Origin of the sequence: Baia soyae (assembly GCF_004341445.1) — a bacterium.
GTDB classification, from domain to species: domain Bacteria; phylum Bacillota; class Bacilli; order Thermoactinomycetales; family Thermoactinomycetaceae; genus Baia; species Baia soyae.
Genome location: NZ_SLXV01000010.1, coordinates 49740 through 68339 on the forward strand (window position 1 = coordinate 49740; position 18600 = coordinate 68339).

Consider the following 18600-nt stretch of genomic DNA (forward strand, 5'->3'; position numbering starts at 1 on the left):
ACTGTGGGAGGAATAGAGTTGAAAAAATGGAAATTTGCTAGTTTCACTTCGGTCAATATGTCTGGACAACGTGTCCGTCGAAATTTTGTCATTTTAATGTTGTGTACGGCGGTGATCTTTGCGATCGCAGGGGGCTTTGCGGTGCTGCAAGCGAAGGTTACGACTCATACAACAGACGGGAACCCTCTCACCTCCCATGTATCAAATCAGACTCTTGTCTCTCTATTAGGAGGAAATATTCCTTACTTAAATGAGAGTGTCCAAACGCCTAGTAAAGATAGTTTGGTCTCTAGGCTAGTCCTCGAACTTATGATGAGCATCGATATAAAGGATCCGCGTACCTTTCTCGGTCATGAGTTGCCAAGCTTTGCGCTATTTGATACTGAGATTTATCTAGCAAGTGAGGATGTTACCTTTGATTCGATTCCGATTGATACGCCTCCGGATGCGAAGATTGAAGACCAGATAGCGAAGGCGATAGAAAAGGCAGTGCAGAGTGGGGAGTTATCAGATGATCCGAAGCGTTTGGTAGGGGCGGGCCCTGGTATTAAGAAAGTGTTTATCTATCACTCTCATTTCTCGGAGTCGTTTCTACCAGAGATAGGGAGTACGAATCCTAATTCGGCCAGTCATATGAGCAAGAATATCACAATGGTCGGAAAGAAACTCCAGGAAGACCTAGCTAAGATGAATATCGGTTCGATTGCATCCAATAAACCATATCCCTATACCACTGCTTATGCGATGTCAAAGCAAACGGTAGTTGCTGCGATGAAACAAGAGAAAGAGTTAGAGTATTTTATCGACATTCACCGAGATTCGCAGAGAAGGGACCATACTACTAAGGATTTTAATGGGAAACCGTATGCTAGATTTGCTTTTGTAGTGGGAAAAGCTAGTAAAAACTATGCCGAGAATTTAAAACTAGCGGAGTATTTGCATAAAGAAATTAATCGTCTCTACCCGGGATTATCGAGAGGTGTGTTCCAAAAGCCGAAGACGAGTGGGACGAATGGCGAGTACAATCAATCCCTCTCGCCTAATTCGATGCTTGTCGAAGTGGGTGGGGTTGATAATAATTTTGAAGAAACGTATCGAGCGATAGATGTTTTGGCAAAAGTGTTAGGTGAGAGGATTGTGGACGCTACTCCTGCCAAAGGGACCGTCCCCTCCACCAAGGAGAAGAAGTGAGGTGTCTTCTATGCGCTGGATGATTCAATCAGTCAGCTTACTGGTCATGTTAATCTTAGGTATTTTCCTTGGGATTGATTCTGCAGAGAAGAACATGCAGAAGATACAGGGAACAGAAGGTGCTCCCCGGGCGGTTCAAGTTACGCCGACAGATGGGAAAGTACAAATTCAAGTACTGGGGAAAGATGTAATTCTAAACAAAAATGATTCCTTGTTTGAGGATCCATCTTCTTCACCAGCACCTTCGACTCCGACCCCAGCTCCAGAATCGGCGAAACCGAAAGGGCAGACGTCTTCTCCGCCACCATCCAAAGTGAATGCCGCTACGGGTAGTGGAAGTGGCCTAGCTCAGTTTGGAAATGAACTAGGTGGGGGATTAAAGACGACGACTCGTAAGGTGTTAGACTTCATGTTTGGTTGGGCAAGTAATGATGGAGCGAACCAATCTGAACCCCATATACAGGGCTCAGATTCGAATACAACTCTTCCATGATGAGGAGTTGTATTTTTTATGTTTTCTTTCACCTAGCAAAAGCCAATCCCCCTCTGTTATAATAAGAAAATGCAATTCGTGCGCCTAAGTAAGCAGGAGGTAACGGGATGGATAGAAAAGAACGTCAGCAACACACCCGTAACTTTTCCATTATTGCTCATATTGACCACGGAAAGTCGACTTTAGCAGATCGCATTCTCGACTTTACAGGGGCTTTGAGTGAACGGGAAAAACAAAATCAATTCCTAGATAAAATGGATTTGGAACGTGAACGTGGAATTACGATTAAATTACAATCAGTTCGGCTTCCCTATAAAGCAAAAGACGGAAACGAATATATCTTGAACCTAATTGATACACCAGGACACGTAGACTTCTCCTATGAAGTATCGCGTAGTTTGCAAGCGTGCGAGGGAGCTTTGCTTGTGGTGGATGCGGCTCAAGGGGTAGAAGCACAAACCCTCGCTAACGTATATCTAGCTTTGGAAAATGAGCTAGAGATCGTGCCGGTTATTAATAAGATTGATTTACCCGCTGCCGATCCAGAGCGTGTAAAACAAGAGGTAGAAGATGTGATCGGTCTGGATGCGAGTGATGCGGTTTTAGCATCCGCGAAAGCTGGAATCGGGATCGAAGAGATCTTAGAACAGATCGTAGAGAAAGTGCCAGCACCAGAAGGGGACCCAGATGCTTCTCTGCAAGCACTCATTTTCGATTCTTTTTACGATGCCTACAAAGGTGTTATCGTCTACATGCGTGTCGTGAATGGTTCGGTACGTAAAGGTACAAAGATTAAAATGATGGCAACAGAAACTGTGTTTGAAGTGATCGAGGTGGGGGCTTATACGCCTCATCCGGTAGCATTGGATGAGCTTTCGGTTGGCGATGTTGGATTTATTGTAGCTAACATTAAAAACGTGAAAGATACCCGCGTCGGGGATACGATCACAGAAGCAAATCGACCAGCCGCGGAGCCACTACCAGGTTATCGAAAAACCAATCCAATGGTATTCTGCGGATTATATCCAGTAGAATCCAATGAGTATGAGGATCTCCGTGAGGCATTGGAGAAATTAGAATTAAATGATGCGTCACTTGCTTACGAGCCTGAGACTTCCAATGCACTTGGTTTCGGCTTCCGTTGCGGATTCTTGGGGCTCCTTCATATGGAAATCATCCAAGAGCGTATCGAGCGTGAGTTTAATATTAACTTGATTACAACGGCTCCAAGTGTTGTGTATCGAGTTCATCATACAGATGGCACGATAATCGATATTGAGAACCCATCTTTATTCCCGCCACAACAAAAGCTAGATCGTGTCGAGGAACCTTATGTCAAAGCAACGGTACTGGTTCCTAATGACTATGTAGGAACCGTCATGGAGCTTTGTCAGAATAAGCGTGGTAACTACATGGATATGAGCTATCTGGATACGAACCGGGTGCAGATTGTCTATGAATTACCACTTGCTGAGATCGTGTATGACTTCTTTGATCAACTGAAGTCGAGCACCAAAGGCTATGCGTCGTTTGATTACGAGATGATTGGTTATAAAGAATCCAGCTTAGTGAAGATGGATATCTTGCTAAACGGAGAATCAGTGGATGCTTTATCCTTTATCGTTCACCGTGATCGTGCATACCATCGTGGGCGGATTTTGGTAGAGAAGTTACGTAAACTGATCCCCCGCCAGATGTTTGAAGTGCCAATTCAAGCCACGATTGGACAAAAAGTAGTCGCACGTGAGACGATTAGTGCCATTCGAAAAAATGTATTGGCCAAATGTTACGGTGGAGATATCAGTCGGAAGCGGAAATTGCTAGATAAGCAAAAAGAAGGGAAAAAGCGGATGAAAGCAGTTGGTTCCGTAGAGGTTCCACAAGAAGCATTCATGGCTGTCCTTCAGGTAGATGACGATAAATAGATAAATATACCGTGATGTGGAGTTTTCTCGCCACACACGGTTTTTTCTATGGAGGAATTAAAATGGCTCCAAAAGCAATTTACTTGCACATACCTTTCTGTACTCATAAATGTTTCTACTGCGATTTTACTGCTTATGTGGTCGAGGGACAGCCAGTAGAAGAGTACTTGACTGCGATCGATCACGAGATGGAGCTCACGGTGAATCAAGTTCCTCCCAAAGAAATCGATGCGATTTTCATCGGCGGAGGTACCCCCACTGTGCTAACTCCAGCGCAGATGAAACGATTTTTAACAAGTATTCGTCAAAAATTCCCTAATTGGTCACCACATATTGAGTATACGATAGAAGCCAATCCAGGTACGACCACTCCAGAACTTCTTGATGTAATGAGAGAAGGTGGGATTAATCGGATTAGCTTTGGTGCTCAAACATTTCGCGCGGATCTACTAAAAGATATTGGGCGCATTCATGGAGTGTCTGATATTGAGCGAAGTGTGCGGCAGGCGCGGGAAGCTGGATTCGATAATCTCTCACTGGATTTGATGTTTGGATTACCTAAGCAGACGGTCGAAGATGTACAAGATACATTGGAAAGAGCAGTTGCACTTCAACCTGACCACTTTTCTGCATATAGTTTAAAGGTAGAGGAAGGAACGCTTTTCCATCATCTCTATGAACGAAAAAAATTGCCTCTACCAAATGAAGATGATGAAGCGCAGATGTATCTATTAACCCGACAATATCTAGGTCAGCATGGTTACGATCAATACGAAGTAAGTAATTTTGCCAAACCAGGACGAGCGAGTCGGCATAATAAAACGTATTGGTATAACGAAGAGTATTATGGTCTGGGAGCAGGTGCTCATGGTTACATGGATGGAGTGCGTTTTGCGAACATCAAAGGGGTAAAGGAATATAATGCCCGCTTGCAAAAAGGGGAGCGCCCTGTAGCAGAGTCCTATCAAGTGGATCGCAATGAAGATATCGAAAACTTCATGATTCTGGGTCTTCGTCTCATGGAAGGGGTAAGCAAAGATCTATTTCTGGAACGTTATGGATTGGAGATGGAGCAGGTCTTCGGACATGTAATCATGCCATGGATAGAGAAAGGTTTATTACATTGGCAAGGAGATCGACTTATCTTAACCGAGCAGGGATTGATGTTTGGCAACGATGTTTTTGCTTCATTTTTAGAAAATGCTCGAATTGATTAGGTTTGTTCGTTGACATCTATTTAGACATTTTGGTAAGTTAAATGTAGTATTTTAGCACTCAACCAACTAGAGTGCTAACGAGGGGGGAGGCAGATGTTAACAGAGCGGCAAAAACGTATTCTCTGGGCGATTTGTGAAGATTACATTGAGTCAGCGGAGCCTGTTGGTTCTCGTTCTGTATCGAAGAAGGACGACGTAGGTTTTAGCGCAGCAACAGTTCGGAATGAAATGGCTGATTTAGAAGAGATGGGTTTTTTAGAGCAACCGCATACATCTGCCGGTCGGATTCCTTCACAGCAAGGATACCGATTCTATGTCGATCATCTTCTGACCCCGCAGATTTGGGGAGATGAGGAGATTCATGCGATCCATAATCTCTTTCAAAAAGATACTACACATATTGAGCAAGCAATTGAGCATACTTCTGAACTGTTGTCTCAACTAACCAACTACACATCTGTCGTCATTGGCCCTAAGCTTCAAGACCATCGGCTGAGGCACTTGCAGATGATCCCTCTTACAGAACACAGTGCAGTATTGATCATCGTTACGGATTTAGGTCATGTGAACCAACAACGGGTCTTGCTCCCAGAAGGTATGTCTATTTCTGTGATGGAGCGCTTAGTAAACTTACTAAACAAACGCCTACAGGGAATCTCTTTGTCCAAGTTACGTCTCGTGGTAGAGCGGGATCTTGCAGATGAGCTAACTCGGTATGTAGCTGAGTATGGTAGCATGGTTTTTCTGCTTGATCAGATGTTAGCCCCGCAACCAGAAAGCCGTATTTATACGAGCGGCACTACCAAAATGTTGGATCAACCTGAATTCCGAGATTTACACAAAATGAAATCGTTGCTAGACTTGCTAGATGGGAAAAATCAATCGATTATTCAGTTACTAAACTCATCACCTTCAAGTGGTGTACAGGTGAAAATAGGGAATGAAATTTCGATTGAAGGTGCTAATCATATTAGTTTTATTATCGCTTCCTTTTCCCTCGATTCAGAGTCCATTGGCGCGATCGGAGTCTTAGGACCCACTCGTATGGAATATGCCAAAGTAATTGGCCTGATGGATGTTATCTCAAAAGATATTTCCAAACGCCTCACAGAATTCTATGAAAAATAATCCTTTTTTCCGTATAATCAAAGGTGTTCATGAACAGGGAAGGAAGTAAGCCAACGTGCCTGACAACAAAGAGCATGTAAGAATCGAGTCTGGTGAGAATCGCCAATTACAAGCACTACAATCAAATGCAACGGCTGTAAAGGCAGTGGCTTCGGCAGTTGAGTCTACAATTGGTCCTAAAGGTTTGGATACGATGCTAGTCAATGAAGCTGGAGAAGTGATCATTACAAACGATGGAGTTACGATTTTAGATCGTATGGAAGTGAGCCATCCAGCGGCGAAGATGATTGTCAATGTAGCCAAAGCACAACAGGCTGAAGTAGGAGACGGTACCACCACGGCTACCCTCCTAGCCACAGCAATTGTGGATGAAGGTGTGAAACAGGTAGCTCGTGGTGTGCCAGTAGTTAAGGTGATTGCAGGTATTCAGCGCGGGGTTCGATATGCCCTACATAAAATGAAAGAAAAAGCTCGTCCTATCAGGGAGCTAGAGGATGACTGGTTACAACGTATTGCATTTACAGCGAGCCGTGAAAACGAAGATATTACAGTGGCTGTCATGGAAGCTGTTCATCTAGTAGGCCGTGATAAGTTACTGGAAAACAATTTCAGACTTTCGCAAGCTGTAGTAGCTCATCCGAGGGCAACAAGTGCTGTATTCTCCGGCATTCTCCTTAACAAAACGAGAGCGAATCTCCAGATGCCAAGATATCTAGAAAATGCTCAAGTTCTTGTGCTCGCTGATTCACTTGAATCAGAGTGGGTAGATGATGAGTCACTAAGTACCGAAGCTGGTTTTAACAAACAAGAGCATCTTCGTAAGCAATTTCTTGCTGCTCTTGAATCCTTGATGGGGCTCGGTGTAAAGTTAGTTGTTACCTCAAGAGGATTAGATTCGCTAGCTGAGGATATTTTGACCGATTCTGGAATAATGGTTATTCAAAGAGTAGCACCAGATGAGCTTCAAAAAGTAGCTGAACATACAAACGCAAAGATATTAAAGCGTAATGGCCTCTATAAACCAATAGAAGAAATCAAATCTTATCTTGGTCTTGCTGAAGAAGTAGAAGATAACGAAGTATTAGAGAGAGTTCGGATCAGTGGCGGTAAAGGAAAGCCATTTGCCACCATTTTGGTTAGTGCCGCTACCGATGAAGTAGTAGAAGAACGGGAGCGAATTACGAAAGATGCCGCTTCTGCTGTGCAAGCCGCTGTTCGAGGAGGCTATCTACCGGGTGGTGGAGCACTTGAACTTTCTCTAGCAAGAGATGTAGAAAAGTTCCGCGAAACCGTGCAGGGAATGGAACGATTTGGTGTGGGTGTTGTCTCAGAGGCATTGCTAAGACCGATGACACAAGTAGTTGCCAATGCTGGATTTAATCCATTAGAAAAAATTGAAATGGTAAAGGCATTGCAACTCAAAAGAGAATCGGATTCTTTAGGCATTGACTGCGATCGTGGTGTCGTGGTAGACATGGTCGAGATGGGAGTAGTAGACCCATTATTAATTAAGTTTCATGCATTAGGAGCGGCTGGAGAAGTAGCTACAGCTATATTGCGAATTCATTCTATTGTTCGGATGAAGAATTATTAGAAGAGGAGGGGGACTATGTCAAAAGAACATTTAGACCCTTCGCAAGTAGAAAACACAACTCATGAAGATGTAACCCAGGAGGATGTCACAGAGGAATCCGTCCAAGAGGAAGAATTGACACCTGAAGAGATGCTTCTAAATCAATTAGAGCAAGCTCAGATTCACATGCAAGAGTTACATCAAAAGGCAGAAGAACATCAGCAAAACTATCTTCGTGCTCTTGCTGATTTAGAGAATTATCGTCGTCGTGCTCGTAAAGAGAAGGAAGACGTACTCAAATATGCAAGCGTTCCTTTGGTTGAGTCTCTCCTTCCTGTGCTTGATAACTTCGAGCGGGCACTAGATGCTGCTGATGGAAATCAAGATGTAAAAGTGTTACAAGAAGGAATTGAAATGGTGTATCGTCAATTCTTACAGTCTCTTTCTAAGTCAGGTCTGACTCTGATCGAGGCAGTAGGCAAACCATTCAATCCACATGAACATAATGCTGTGATGCAAGTAGAGATGAATGAAGTAGAGCCTGGGACTGTTGTAGAAGAGTTACAATCAGGTTATAAATTTTCAGATCGGATCATCCGTCCTTCCATGGTAAAAATTTCCCAATAATGAAGGATGGAATGTAAAAATAGGAGGTTATCTACATGGCTAAAATTATCGGTATTGACTTAGGAACAACTAACTCTTGTGTATCCTTTATGGATGGGAATGAACCGGTTGTCATTCCAAACGAAGAGGGAGGTCGTACAACTCCTTCGATTGTGGGCTTTTCGAAAACCGGAGAGCGTTTGGTAGGGGATGCTGCAAAACGTCAAGCAATCACCAATCCAGATAACACGATTATGTCCATTAAACGTTACATTGGAACAGATCATAAAACGACTGTAGAAGGCAAAGATTACACCCCTCAAGAAATTTCAGCTATGATTTTACAAAAATTAAAAGCAGATGCAGAGGCATATTTAGGCGAATCTGTGACACAAGCGGTTATCACCGTACCTGCATATTTTAATGATAGCCAACGTCAAGCGACCAAAGATGCTGGTAAAATTGCTGGACTTGAAGTACTTCGTATCATCAACGAGCCTACCGCTGCTGCTTTAGCATATGGCTTTGAGAAAAACGAAGACCAAACCATTCTCGTATTTGACCTCGGTGGCGGTACCTTTGACGTATCGATCTTATCCTTAGGTGATGGTGTATTCGAAGTTCTTTCCACTAGCGGAGACAACAAACTAGGTGGAGATGACTTTGACCAAGTGGTAATCGATTACCTAAAAGAGCAATTCAAAAAAGATAATGGTATCGATCTTTCCCATAACAGCATGGCGATGCAACGTCTGAAAGATGAAGCTGAAAAAGCGAAGAAAGCACTTTCTGGTGTCTTAACAACTACGATCTCGCTTCCTTTCTTGACAATGGATGCAAACGGAGCTCCACTTCACTTAGAAGTTACTCTTACTCGTGCGAAATTTGAGGAGCTTAGCTCTTCATTAGTGGAGCGCACTATGGTACCAACTCGCCGTGCGCTACAAGATGCAAACCTCACTGCAAACGATATCGATAAAGTAATCTTGGTTGGTGGTTCTACCCGAATTCCAGCTGTACAAGAAGCGATTAAAAAACTAATCAGCAAAGACCCATCTAAAGGTGTAAACCCAGATGAAGTAGTTGCGATGGGTGCAGCGATTCAAGGTGGCGTATTGTCCGAAGACGTAACAGGAGTTGTTCTTCTCGACGTAACACCTCTTTCACTCGGGATTGAAACCTTAGGTGGTGTATTTACAAAGCTGATTGATCGTAACACAACGATTCCAACAGAGAAGTCACAAGTATTCTCTACTGCTGCTGACAATCAAACCTCTGTAGATATCCATGTCTTACAAGGTGAGCGTCAAATGGCGGGTGACAACAAAACACTTGGTCGTTTCCAATTGACTGGTATCCCACCAGCACCACGTGGTCTTCCACAAATCGAAGTAACCTTTAAAATCGATGCGAACGGAATTGTAAACGTAGGTGCGAGTGATAAAGCAACTGGTAAATCTCAAAATATCACCATCCAATCTTCGTCCGGATTGTCTGATGATGAGATTGAACGCATGGTGCAGGATGCAGAACTTCATGCCGATGAAGATAAAAAGCGAAAAGAGCAAGTGGAAATTCTCAACAAAGCAGATCAATTGATCTTCACAGCTGAGAAAACCGTAAAAGAAATTGGCGACAAAGTAGAAGCTACTCTTGTAGAAGAAGTAGAGAAAGCGAAAGAGGAATTAAAAGCAGTCTTGAGCAGTGAAGAACAAGATCTTGAGAAGATTGAAGCCGCAACCACTGCGCTAGAAGAGAAAGTGCAAGCTCTTTCGATCAAGCTATATGAACAACAAGCTCAAGAAGCACAAGCTGCGCAAGCGGAACAAGAAGATGGCAAGAAAGAAGAAAAGAAAAACGTTGTAGATGCTGAGTACGAAGAAATCTAGAGCTTGAATTCATAGTGGGAGAGGTGACTTGGTGAGCAATCGTAACTTCTATGAAGTACTCGGGGTAGAAAAAGGTGCTTCTGATGATGATATTCGTAAAGCTTATCGGAAACTTGCTCGTAAGTACCATCCTGACGTAAACAAAGAACCGGACGCTGAAGGAAAGTTTAAAGAAGTAAAAGATGCGTATGAAGTTCTGGGAGATGCTCAGAAACGTTCTAACTACGATCAATTTGGTACAGCAGAGCCAGGTGGCTTTGCTGGTGGAGGAGCAGGATTCAATCAAGACTTTGGATTTGGCGATATCTTTGATATGTTTTTTGGTGGGGGAAGGCGGGCAAATCCCAATGCCCCTCGCCAGGGAGCAGATCAAGAAGTACGAATCCAAATTGAATTTAAAGATGCTGTATTTGGTAAAAGTGTTGATGTGCTCATTACGGTTCCTGACAATTGTGATGCTTGTCATGGAACGGGCGCAAAAGAGGGTAGCGAACCAGAAGTTTGTACAGCTTGTCACGGTAGCGGACAACAAGAAGTGGTCCAAAACACCCCATTTGGTCGTGTGGTAAACCGTCGAGTTTGTCAAAACTGTCAAGGAACGGGTAAAATCATTCGCGAGAAATGTGAGCCATGTGCGGGTGCAGGTCGCGTTAAGAAAAAACGAAAAATCCCTGTCAACATTCCTGCAGGGGTTAATGATGGCGATCAATTACGGGCAGTAGGCGAAGGAGAACCAGGTATTAATGGTGGACCTTCTGGTGATCTGTACGTAACCATCTTCGTGAAGAAACACGACTTCTTTACACGTGAAGGATATGACCTAACCTGTGAAGTGCCAATCAGCTTTGCACAAGCGGCATTAGGGGACGAAATCGTCGTTCCAACCTTAGACGGTCGTGCTAAATTGAAGATTCCTGCCGGGACGCAAACGGGTACCGAATTCCGGATGCGTGGCAAAGGAGTTCCGCATCATAGTGGAGTTCAAGGAGATCTTCGTGTGATGGTAAAGCTGATTACCCCAACGAAATTAACAGATGATCAAAAAGCGGCATTACGTGAATTTAATCGCCTCTGCGGTGAGTATATCCACGAGCAAAATGACAACTTTTTTGATAAAATGAAAAAAGCATTTAAAAACGACTAAAGGAGAAGCGGGCGATGTTGCCCGTTTTTCTTTATCTAGGGGGACCTAGCTTGAAATGGATGGAAGTGTGTGTACATACGAATCATGAAGCAGTAGAAGCGATTAGCAATTTATTGATTGAGTTAGGTGCGGATGGTGTATCGATCGAAGATTCTGAGGTATTAACACGGAACTGGACAAATCAATATGGAGAGATTATCGATCTGAATCCAGATGATTATCCGGCAGAAGGTGTTCGGATTAAGACATATTTGCCTGAAATGGTGTCAGGTGATGAATTTATCAGCCAAGTCAAAACCGGATTACTAAATATGAAAGAGCTTGGTTTGGATGTAGGATTGGCAGAGGTCACAGGTCGGGAAGTGGATGAAGAGGATTGGGCCAATGAATGGAAACAGTATTATAAGCCCATCCGCGTAACAGAGAAACTGACGATCAAGCCCTTTTGGGAAGAATACATCCCAACGAGTGAAACGGAACAAATAATCGAGTTAGACCCTGGTATGGCATTTGGGACCGGAACGCATCCAACGACCACGTTATCGATGAAGTTAATGCAGAAGTATTTAAATCCAAACTGTACCGTAGTCGATGTAGGATGTGGAAGCGGAATTTTAAGTATTGCAGCAGTCAAATTAGGAGCCAAGCAGGCTCTAGCGCTTGATCTTGACCCCATTGCAGTCAAAAGTGCGAGTGAGAATGTGGAGTTAAATAACGTTCAAGAGATTGTACAAGTGAGGGAAGGGGATTTACTAAAAGGAATGGGAGAACGTACGGATGTGGTAGTAGCCAATATTTTGGCTGAAATCATCGTATTGTTTACTCATGATTTGCCTCGTGTACTGGTACCAGGTGGTATTTTTATCGGATCTGGTATTATTGAAGAGAAAGCGGGCCTTGTAATCCAGTCCCTTAAAACCAATGGCCTTCAGGTCTTGGAAACGGTTCATCAAGATGGTTGGGTAGCGATTGCGGCGAAAAAATGGTAAACTGGTAGGAGTTTTGTATGCAAAGATACTTTATCGATCCAGAACAAATCACGGATCAGACCGTTTATATTACAGGTGATGACGTTCATCACATAAAGACCGTGATGCGCTTCAAGCCAGGAACTACGATCCTCGTAGCAGATGGAACGGGAGCTGAATACATCGCGGAAATAGAGAAATACGATCTAGATCGTGCATGTTGTCGTGTGGTAGAAACGAGAAATGCACGTGGAGAATCAAATACTCGTGTTACCATTGCTCAATCGATGCCCAAAGGGGATAAGTTTGAGTTGATTTTGCAAAAAGGTACAGAGCTTGGAGCTAATTGTTTTCTTCCCTTTCACTCTGAACGAACCGTAGTAAAGATTGAACCGAAGAAGGTAGCTAAAAAATGGGACCGCTGGCAAAAAATCTCTAAAGAAGCAGCGGAACAAGCACATCGTGGACAAGTTCCCACTGTAGAGGCGCCCATCTCATGGAAACAGCTATTGCAACAAATCGAGTCCTTTTCAGGTACGGTTTGGATTGCATATGAAAAGGGCGGTAAGCCTTTGACACAAGCAATCTCTGAGGCTCATGAAGATCAGATTATGGTAGTAATTGGTCCAGAAGGTGGATTTTCAGAGAAGGAAGTAACAGAAGCACAGCAGGCAGGGGCGATTCCTCTATCTCTGGGCAGTCGGATTTTGCGTACAGAGACAGCTTCCTTAATGGTGCTTTCCTGTATCTTTTTTGCTCGTCATGAACTTTAGGAGGTGAAACAAATGAGTCGTATTGCCTTTCATACGTTAGGATGTAAGGTGAATTCCTATGAAACAGAGGCTATGTGGCAATTGTTTCAACAAGCCGGATATCAAAAAGTAGACTTTGAACAAGAGGCAGATGTCTATTTGATTAATACCTGTACTGTAACCAACACAGGTGATAAAAAGAGCCGGCAGATTATTCGGCGTGCCGTTCGTCAAAACCCAGATGCTGTAATCGCTGTAACCGGTTGTTATGCACAAACTTCTCCAGCAGAAGTAGCGGCTATCCCAGGTGTAGACATCGTCGTAGGAACGCAGGGACGTGACCAACTAGTAGGCTATGTTGATCAGTTCCGCCAAGAACGTCTGCCGATTAATGCAGTAGGAAATATTATGAAGCAACGTGAATACGAGGAGTTAGAGGTTCCTACGTTTTCTGATCGTACACGTGCTTCCTTAAAGATTCAAGAAGGATGTAACAACTTCTGTACCTTCTGTATCATCCCATGGGCCAAGGGTCTTTCACGTAGCCGAAAGCCTGAAAACGTACTCGCTCAAGCGCGCCAACTGGTGGCGGCGGGCTATAAAGAGATCGTACTAACCGGGATTCATACTGGTGGTTATGGTGATGATTTTGAAGACTACAAATTAGCCGACTTACTATGGGATTTGGACAGGATCGAAGGTCTTAAACGAATTCGGATCAGCTCGATCGAAGCGAGCCAAGTAAACGAAAAAGTGATTGAAGTCCTAAATGCATCCGAGAAAATGTGTCGCCACTTGCATATTCCCTTACAAGCCGGTGACAACGAAGTCTTAAAACGCATGCGCCGTAAATATACCGTAGAAGAATATCGCGAAACCATCCGCCAGTTACACGAGGCGATGCCAAACTTAGCGATTACCACAGATGTGATCGTTGGTTTCCCTGGCGAAACCGATGAACAGTTTGAAAATGGACTCCGTTTTGTAGAAGAATTAGGGATGTATCAACTTCACGTTTTCCCATATTCCAAACGAACGGGTACTCCAGCCGCACGTATGACCGATCAAGTACCTGAGAATGTTAAAAACGAACGCGTTCGTAAGTTCATCGAGCTTTCCAAACGTCTCCAACTCCAATATTCCCAGCAGTTTGTAGGAGATGTACTCGAAGTAATCCCCGAGCGACCATATAAAGAAGATCCAACCGGTGGCTTATATATGGGTTACGCCGACAATTATCTCCAAGTTGCCTTTCCTGCGACCGAAGAGATGGTAGGACAAGTTTGTAAAGTGAAGATTGACCGAGCAGAAGCAGATTACGTCTTCGGCTCCTTCGTCCGCATCATCGACAAAGTCCCACGCCCGGCCGTTTTATCGAACTAAGGGGTTTCCCTATATCTTCGTATTCTGGAAGCGAGGCAATACCATGCAAGAAATATCTGCTGGTGGTGTAGTGTATCGAGTGAATCAGGAGGGGTATCAAATCCTCTTGATTCACGATCGCTACGGGAAAATGACACTTCCTAAAGGGAAGAAAGAAGGCCAAGAAACAGAGGAAGAGAACGCCTTGCGAGAAGTGTTGGAAGAAACCAACATTACAGGGCGAATCATCCAAAAATTGCATACGATTCACTATACCTATGGGCACCCTTCACACGGGGAAGTTGAGAAAACGGTACATTATTACTTAATCGAAGCAATTGAGGGAGAGATTAAGCCACAGCTTGAAGAAATTCAGCATGTGGGATGGTATTCTGTAGAAGAAGCCTACTTGACTCAAAAAGAAAAAGGTTACCCAAACAATCACATCATCTTTGATAAAGCTTATGACGCTTTACAACTGAACAAAGGGGTTTAACGAAATGGCACATAAAAACATCGCACGCATGATCGATCACACCCTATTAAAGCCAGATGCAACCAAGGATCAAATTCTCCAGCTCTGTAAAGAGGCTCGAGAACATGTATTTGCTTCCGTTTGCATCAATCCATACTGGATTAGCCTAGCAGCAAAAGAGCTCTCTGGAACCGAAGTAAAAGTGTGTACCGTAGTCGGGTTCCCACTCGGAGCTTCTACCAGTGAAGCAAAAGCATTCGAAACCAAAGATGCCATCGCAAAAGGCGCAGAAGAGATCGACATGGTCATGAACATCGGAGCACTAAAATCCGGGGATCTCGAAACCGTCGAACAAGACATCCGTGCCGTTGTAGAAGCAGCAAACGGCGTTCTAGTAAAAGTAATCCTAGAAACAGGTCTTTTGAGTGACGAAGAAATCGTACAAGCCTCCAAAGCCTCCAAAGCGGCTGGAGCTCACTTCGTAAAAACTTCAACCGGTTTTGGTTACGGTGGTGCCACCGTCGAAGCCGTTCGCCTCATGCGTCAAACAGTCGGTCCTGAACTAGGCGTAAAAGCATCCGGTGGAGTCCGCGACCTCGCTGGCGCCGAAGCCATCATCGAAGCCGGCGCCAACCGCATCGGAGCCAGCGCTAGCATAGCCATCGTCACCGGCGGCACAGGTACTGGAACATACTAGACCTACCAACAGCAAAAAAAGAAAGCCTACACAAGCTTTCTAAACGAATAAATAAACCAATTAGTACCTACAGCAAGGGCGTTTAGGGCCTACCTAAGCGCTTTTTGCGTATTTTCACCGCCCCCAACTTCTCCAAGCCAAAACCCGCTTCTCCGGAATCAACCACTCCACCAACCGAGCAAACTGACCCGCAAACGGCAACATCACAACCGAACACAAAACATTAAATATCGTTTGTACATGCGCCACCTGAGTTGCAAGGTTGTCCGATAAAGAGGGAACCCATTGATTCATCCAAGGAATCAACGGAGCAAAAGCCATCACTCCCCCTATATTTAAAATCAGATGCGCAAACGCGACCCTTCGTGCATATGTATTCGTTTGAATCGCCGCAATCAGGCCCGTTACACACGTTCCCACATTGCTTCCAAGTACAATCGCCATGGCAAAGGATAGATCAATCGCTCCAGTCGCATAGAAACCCATAGCAAAAGCTGTGGTAGCACTACTACTGTGGATAAGAGCTGTAATAACCGCCCCCACTACTACGCCTGTTACAATCGGATTTCCACCCAACGACATCAATTGATCGAGATATCCCATTTCTTTTAACGGCATTGCAATTTCTTGCATCATCTCGACTCCCCAAAAGATCCCAGCAAATCCGGTTGCCACCCAGCCCAGTTGCTTTCCTGTATACCAAGGAAGTAAAATCATAATAACTCCAACCATTAACAAAGGGATAAAGAAATCCTCTATTTTTAGAGCCAAAATTTGTGTTGTTACAGTTGTACCTATGTTGGTTCCTAAGATAATCCCAATTGAGTGGGTAAAAGACAAGATTCCCGCATTTACAAATCCAATCGTTAAAACTGTTACCGCTGTACTACTCTGTAGTAAAGCCGTTGTGAACGTTCCCGTCCAGAAACCTCGCCAAGGGGTCTTCGTAAAGCGTAAAATCCAATCTTGCAATCGATTTTCGGCAAGACGTTCTAAGCCCCCGCGCATGAGATGCATTCCGTATAAGAATATGGCGAGCCCCAGGCATAGTGGGAAAATAATTTCGTGCCACATATCGGTTCACCTCTTCAACCATGTATATGGACAAGAGTGGAATTCCATGACAGAATGATGAGATGAACCAGATTTCACAAAGCGTTCTAGAAATGGTTAAATCTTTGCCGTTATAATAAAAAGTAACCAAAAAAATAGCCTCCATGTTGGAAGCAAGAATGGTACATATTATCTTCTTTTTCTACGTGAAGAAGAGCTTGGTGAATCTAATTCGCTATAGGTGGTGCGGTAAGGCTCTGACCAACCGGGGAGTGCTCTAGGACGTTCTTCCTTCATACGACGTTTTTTGGGTGCCGGTTCAGGTGCACCGAAGATGGCACAGGGTTCATCCAATGCATCGAAATCAGGCTCCACTAAGCGAGATTTCTTAGCTGGTGCTGGCTCATCTGCCTGTCTACCGTAGGAAGGATGGAATTCATCAAATCCATTGAAACCACCAAACTCGGCAAAACTACCGAATTCACCAAAGCCACTGTAGTTATGGTTATGATTATGATCCTGTTTTTGCTTAGAAGACTTTGGTGCTGGAGATGTCATATTTTGTTTACTGCTTTCAAACTGTACTATCTCTTCTTGAACAATTTTGCGAATTAGTCTACGAAGTTGAGATTCATTTAATGCATTTTTTTTCATGTAATATCCCACCTTTGAAGAAAATCGGTGATAGCAGTATATGCCAAATTAAGGGAATGGTGTATGTTTGATTGGAAAGGAGGGCTGAGAAATGCCAACAAGTTCAGAATGTATTTTTTGTAAAATTGTAGCAGGCGATATACCGTGTCAGAAAGTGTATGAGGATGAACATGTCATCGCATTTCATGATCTATATCCTGTTGCACCAAGCCATGTACTTGTCATTCCCAAAAAACATGTTTCCACTCTTATGGATTTTTCGGAAGCAGATACAGAGCAAATGGGAAGCATTTTACGAGGCGCTGCGCAGGTCGCTAAAAAATTAGGGCTTGACGAAGATGGCTTCCGTGTGGTTAATAATATGGGGGAGTATGGTGGTCAAACCGTATATCATGTTCATTTTCACGTCTTAGGCGGTCGTCAATTGACATGGCCTCCGGGTTAATCGAAGTCCTTTGACATGCCTTTGCTCTATGCGGTATAATGGAGTTTGACTATATCTGTCCCAACGGAGTCAAGAGTGGCTAGGGAATGTCGTGTTAAGCATCTGACTCATCCCAACGTTGGCTATTTATCTTATGCAGGTGTCGTGGATGTTGCCATCCTTCTATGGATTGGTCCGCTACTTGCGTGTATTTGTGGGTCCTCTTACCCGAGCAGCTGACCCGTGGAGGGAGGGAAAATCATGGTCGAAACTAAAGTTCGTAAAAACGAAACCTTGGATACAGCTCTTCGCCGGTTTAAACGTTCCTGCGCGAAGGACGGTGTACTCTCTGAAGTACGTAAACGTGAGCGTTACGACAAACCAAGTATTAAGCGCAAGAAAAAGGCTGAGGCTGCACGTAGAAATAAGCGTAAATAATAGCGAGGTGACTCCAAGTGAGTCTTGCACAGCAGTTAACACAAGATATGAAAACTGCCCTCAAATCAGGCGATAAAGAACGTTTGTCTGTCATTCGGATGGTTCTCGCTTCGATTAAGAAGTCTGAAATAGATAATCGTGGGCCATTAAACGATGAAGACACGTTGCAAGTAGTCTTGCGTGAAGTAAAGCAACGTCAAGACTCAATAAGCGAATTTGAAAAGGCAGATCGTCAAGATCTAGCTGATAAAGAACGCTTTGAATTGGGGATTTTGCAAGCCTATCTTCCTGAACAGCTAAGCGAAGAAGAAGTACGGGCAATCGTAATTGAAACCCTCCAAGCGGTGGGTGCTTCTAGCAAGGCTGATATGGGGAAAGCAATGGGTGCTATTCTGCCGAAGGTGAAAGGGAAAGCCGACGGCAAACTAGTGAGCAAACTCGTCCAAGAAGCTCTAAGCTAAGAAAAAAAGCAGTATGATCTTACTATAAGATCATACTGCTTTTTCTTGTGCGCCCGGCATGGGCGTAGTCTATAGGGTGAAAGTCCCGAATGGTGAAGGTAGCAGTAGCCATTAGCTTATGACAAGGGTGTCCACCGTGAGGTGGAATCT

The 18600-nt window shown here is 44.0% G+C and carries 19 protein-coding genes; 17 read left to right on the plus strand and 2 right to left on the minus strand.

Annotated elements, in window-relative coordinates; translation table 11 throughout:
• Nucleotides 1-18 precede the first annotated feature (18 nt).
• The 14 genes from EDD57_RS05015 (at nucleotide 19) to deoC (ending at nucleotide 15420) form a co-directional block, all read left to right on the plus strand.
• Nucleotides 19-1191 carry a stage II sporulation protein P gene (locus EDD57_RS05015; protein ID WP_131848388.1) on the plus strand — a complete coding sequence of 391 codons (1173 nt, stop codon included), beginning with the start codon at nucleotides 19-21 and terminating at the stop codon, nucleotides 1189-1191.
• A gap of 10 nt (nucleotides 1192-1201) precedes the next feature.
• The gene (locus EDD57_RS05020) at nucleotides 1202-1684 is read left to right on the plus strand and encodes a DUF3679 domain-containing protein (protein WP_243649443.1); all 483 of its coding nucleotides are present in this window, start codon (nucleotides 1202-1204) and stop codon (nucleotides 1682-1684) included.
• 107 nt (nucleotides 1685-1791) lie between these two features.
• The gene (gene lepA, locus EDD57_RS05025) at nucleotides 1792-3609 is read left to right on the plus strand and encodes a translation elongation factor 4 (RefSeq protein ID WP_131848390.1); all 1818 of its coding nucleotides are present in this window, start codon (nucleotides 1792-1794) and stop codon (nucleotides 3607-3609) included.
• Between the two features lie 62 nt (nucleotides 3610-3671).
• Nucleotides 3672-4826, plus strand: coding sequence for a radical SAM family heme chaperone HemW (gene hemW / locus EDD57_RS05030; protein ID WP_131848391.1), 1155 nt, complete (start codon nucleotides 3672-3674; stop codon nucleotides 4824-4826).
• Nucleotides 4827-4919: 93 nt separating this feature from the next.
• Entirely contained in the window at nucleotides 4920-5954 is a 1035-nt protein-coding gene (hrcA, locus tag EDD57_RS05035; RefSeq protein WP_131848392.1) for a heat-inducible transcriptional repressor HrcA, read from the plus strand.
• Nucleotides 5955-6009: 55 nt separating this feature from the next.
• Complete coding sequence (locus EDD57_RS05040) at nucleotides 6010-7548, plus strand: TCP-1/cpn60 chaperonin family protein (protein WP_243649442.1); 1539 nt, start codon at nucleotides 6010-6012, stop codon at nucleotides 7546-7548.
• Between the two features lie 15 nt (nucleotides 7549-7563).
• Nucleotides 7564-8154, plus strand: coding sequence for a nucleotide exchange factor GrpE (grpE, locus tag EDD57_RS05045; protein ID WP_131848393.1), 591 nt, complete (start codon nucleotides 7564-7566; stop codon nucleotides 8152-8154).
• 35 nt (nucleotides 8155-8189) lie between these two features.
• Nucleotides 8190-10022: a molecular chaperone DnaK gene (gene dnaK, locus EDD57_RS05050; protein WP_131848394.1), complete on the plus strand. Its 1833-nt coding sequence runs from the start codon at nucleotides 8190-8192 to the stop codon at nucleotides 10020-10022.
• Nucleotides 10023-10050: 28 nt separating this feature from the next.
• The gene (gene dnaJ / locus EDD57_RS05055) at nucleotides 10051-11166 is read left to right on the plus strand and encodes a molecular chaperone DnaJ (protein ID WP_131848395.1); all 1116 of its coding nucleotides are present in this window, start codon (nucleotides 10051-10053) and stop codon (nucleotides 11164-11166) included.
• A gap of 50 nt (nucleotides 11167-11216) precedes the next feature.
• Nucleotides 11217-12155: a 50S ribosomal protein L11 methyltransferase gene (gene prmA, locus EDD57_RS05060; protein WP_131848408.1), complete on the plus strand. Its 939-nt coding sequence runs from the start codon at nucleotides 11217-11219 to the stop codon at nucleotides 12153-12155.
• A gap of 17 nt (nucleotides 12156-12172) precedes the next feature.
• Nucleotides 12173-12907 (plus strand): 16S rRNA (uracil(1498)-N(3))-methyltransferase, encoded by a 735-nt coding sequence (locus EDD57_RS05065; protein ID WP_131848396.1) that lies wholly within the window; start codon nucleotides 12173-12175, stop codon nucleotides 12905-12907.
• A gap of 12 nt (nucleotides 12908-12919) precedes the next feature.
• Nucleotides 12920-14269, plus strand: coding sequence for a tRNA (N(6)-L-threonylcarbamoyladenosine(37)-C(2))-methylthiotransferase MtaB (gene mtaB, locus EDD57_RS05070; protein WP_131848397.1), 1350 nt, complete (start codon nucleotides 12920-12922; stop codon nucleotides 14267-14269).
• Between the two features lie 43 nt (nucleotides 14270-14312).
• Complete coding sequence (locus EDD57_RS05075) at nucleotides 14313-14744, plus strand: NUDIX hydrolase (protein WP_131848398.1); 432 nt, start codon at nucleotides 14313-14315, stop codon at nucleotides 14742-14744.
• A 4-nt stretch (nucleotides 14745-14748) separates the two neighbouring features.
• Nucleotides 14749-15420, plus strand: coding sequence for a deoxyribose-phosphate aldolase (deoC, locus tag EDD57_RS05080; RefSeq protein ID WP_131848399.1), 672 nt, complete (start codon nucleotides 14749-14751; stop codon nucleotides 15418-15420).
• Between the two features lie 114 nt (nucleotides 15421-15534).
• Here deoC and EDD57_RS05085 read toward each other — a convergent pair whose 3' ends face one another.
• The gene (locus EDD57_RS05085) at nucleotides 15535-16494 is read right to left on the minus strand and encodes a Na/Pi cotransporter family protein (protein ID WP_131848400.1); all 960 of its coding nucleotides are present in this window, start codon (nucleotides 16492-16494) and stop codon (nucleotides 15535-15537) included.
• Nucleotides 16495-16662: 168 nt separating this feature from the next.
• Complete coding sequence (locus EDD57_RS05090; RefSeq protein ID WP_131848401.1) at nucleotides 16663-17127, minus strand: hypothetical protein; 465 nt, start codon at nucleotides 17125-17127, stop codon at nucleotides 16663-16665.
• Between the two features lie 91 nt (nucleotides 17128-17218).
• Between EDD57_RS05090 and EDD57_RS05095 the strand changes: the two genes are divergently transcribed.
• From EDD57_RS05095 to EDD57_RS05105, 3 genes are all read left to right on the plus strand, one after another.
• On the plus strand, nucleotides 17219-17572 hold the full coding sequence (locus EDD57_RS05095) for a histidine triad nucleotide-binding protein (RefSeq protein ID WP_131848402.1): 354 nt from the start codon (nucleotides 17219-17221) through the stop codon (nucleotides 17570-17572).
• 240 nt (nucleotides 17573-17812) lie between these two features.
• Nucleotides 17813-17989, plus strand: coding sequence for a 30S ribosomal protein S21 (gene rpsU / locus EDD57_RS05100; RefSeq protein ID WP_131848403.1), 177 nt, complete (start codon nucleotides 17813-17815; stop codon nucleotides 17987-17989).
• Nucleotides 17990-18006: 17 nt separating this feature from the next.
• Entirely contained in the window at nucleotides 18007-18450 is a 444-nt protein-coding gene (locus EDD57_RS05105) for a GatB/YqeY domain-containing protein (protein WP_131848404.1), read from the plus strand.
• Nucleotides 18451-18600: the final 150 nt, after the last annotated feature.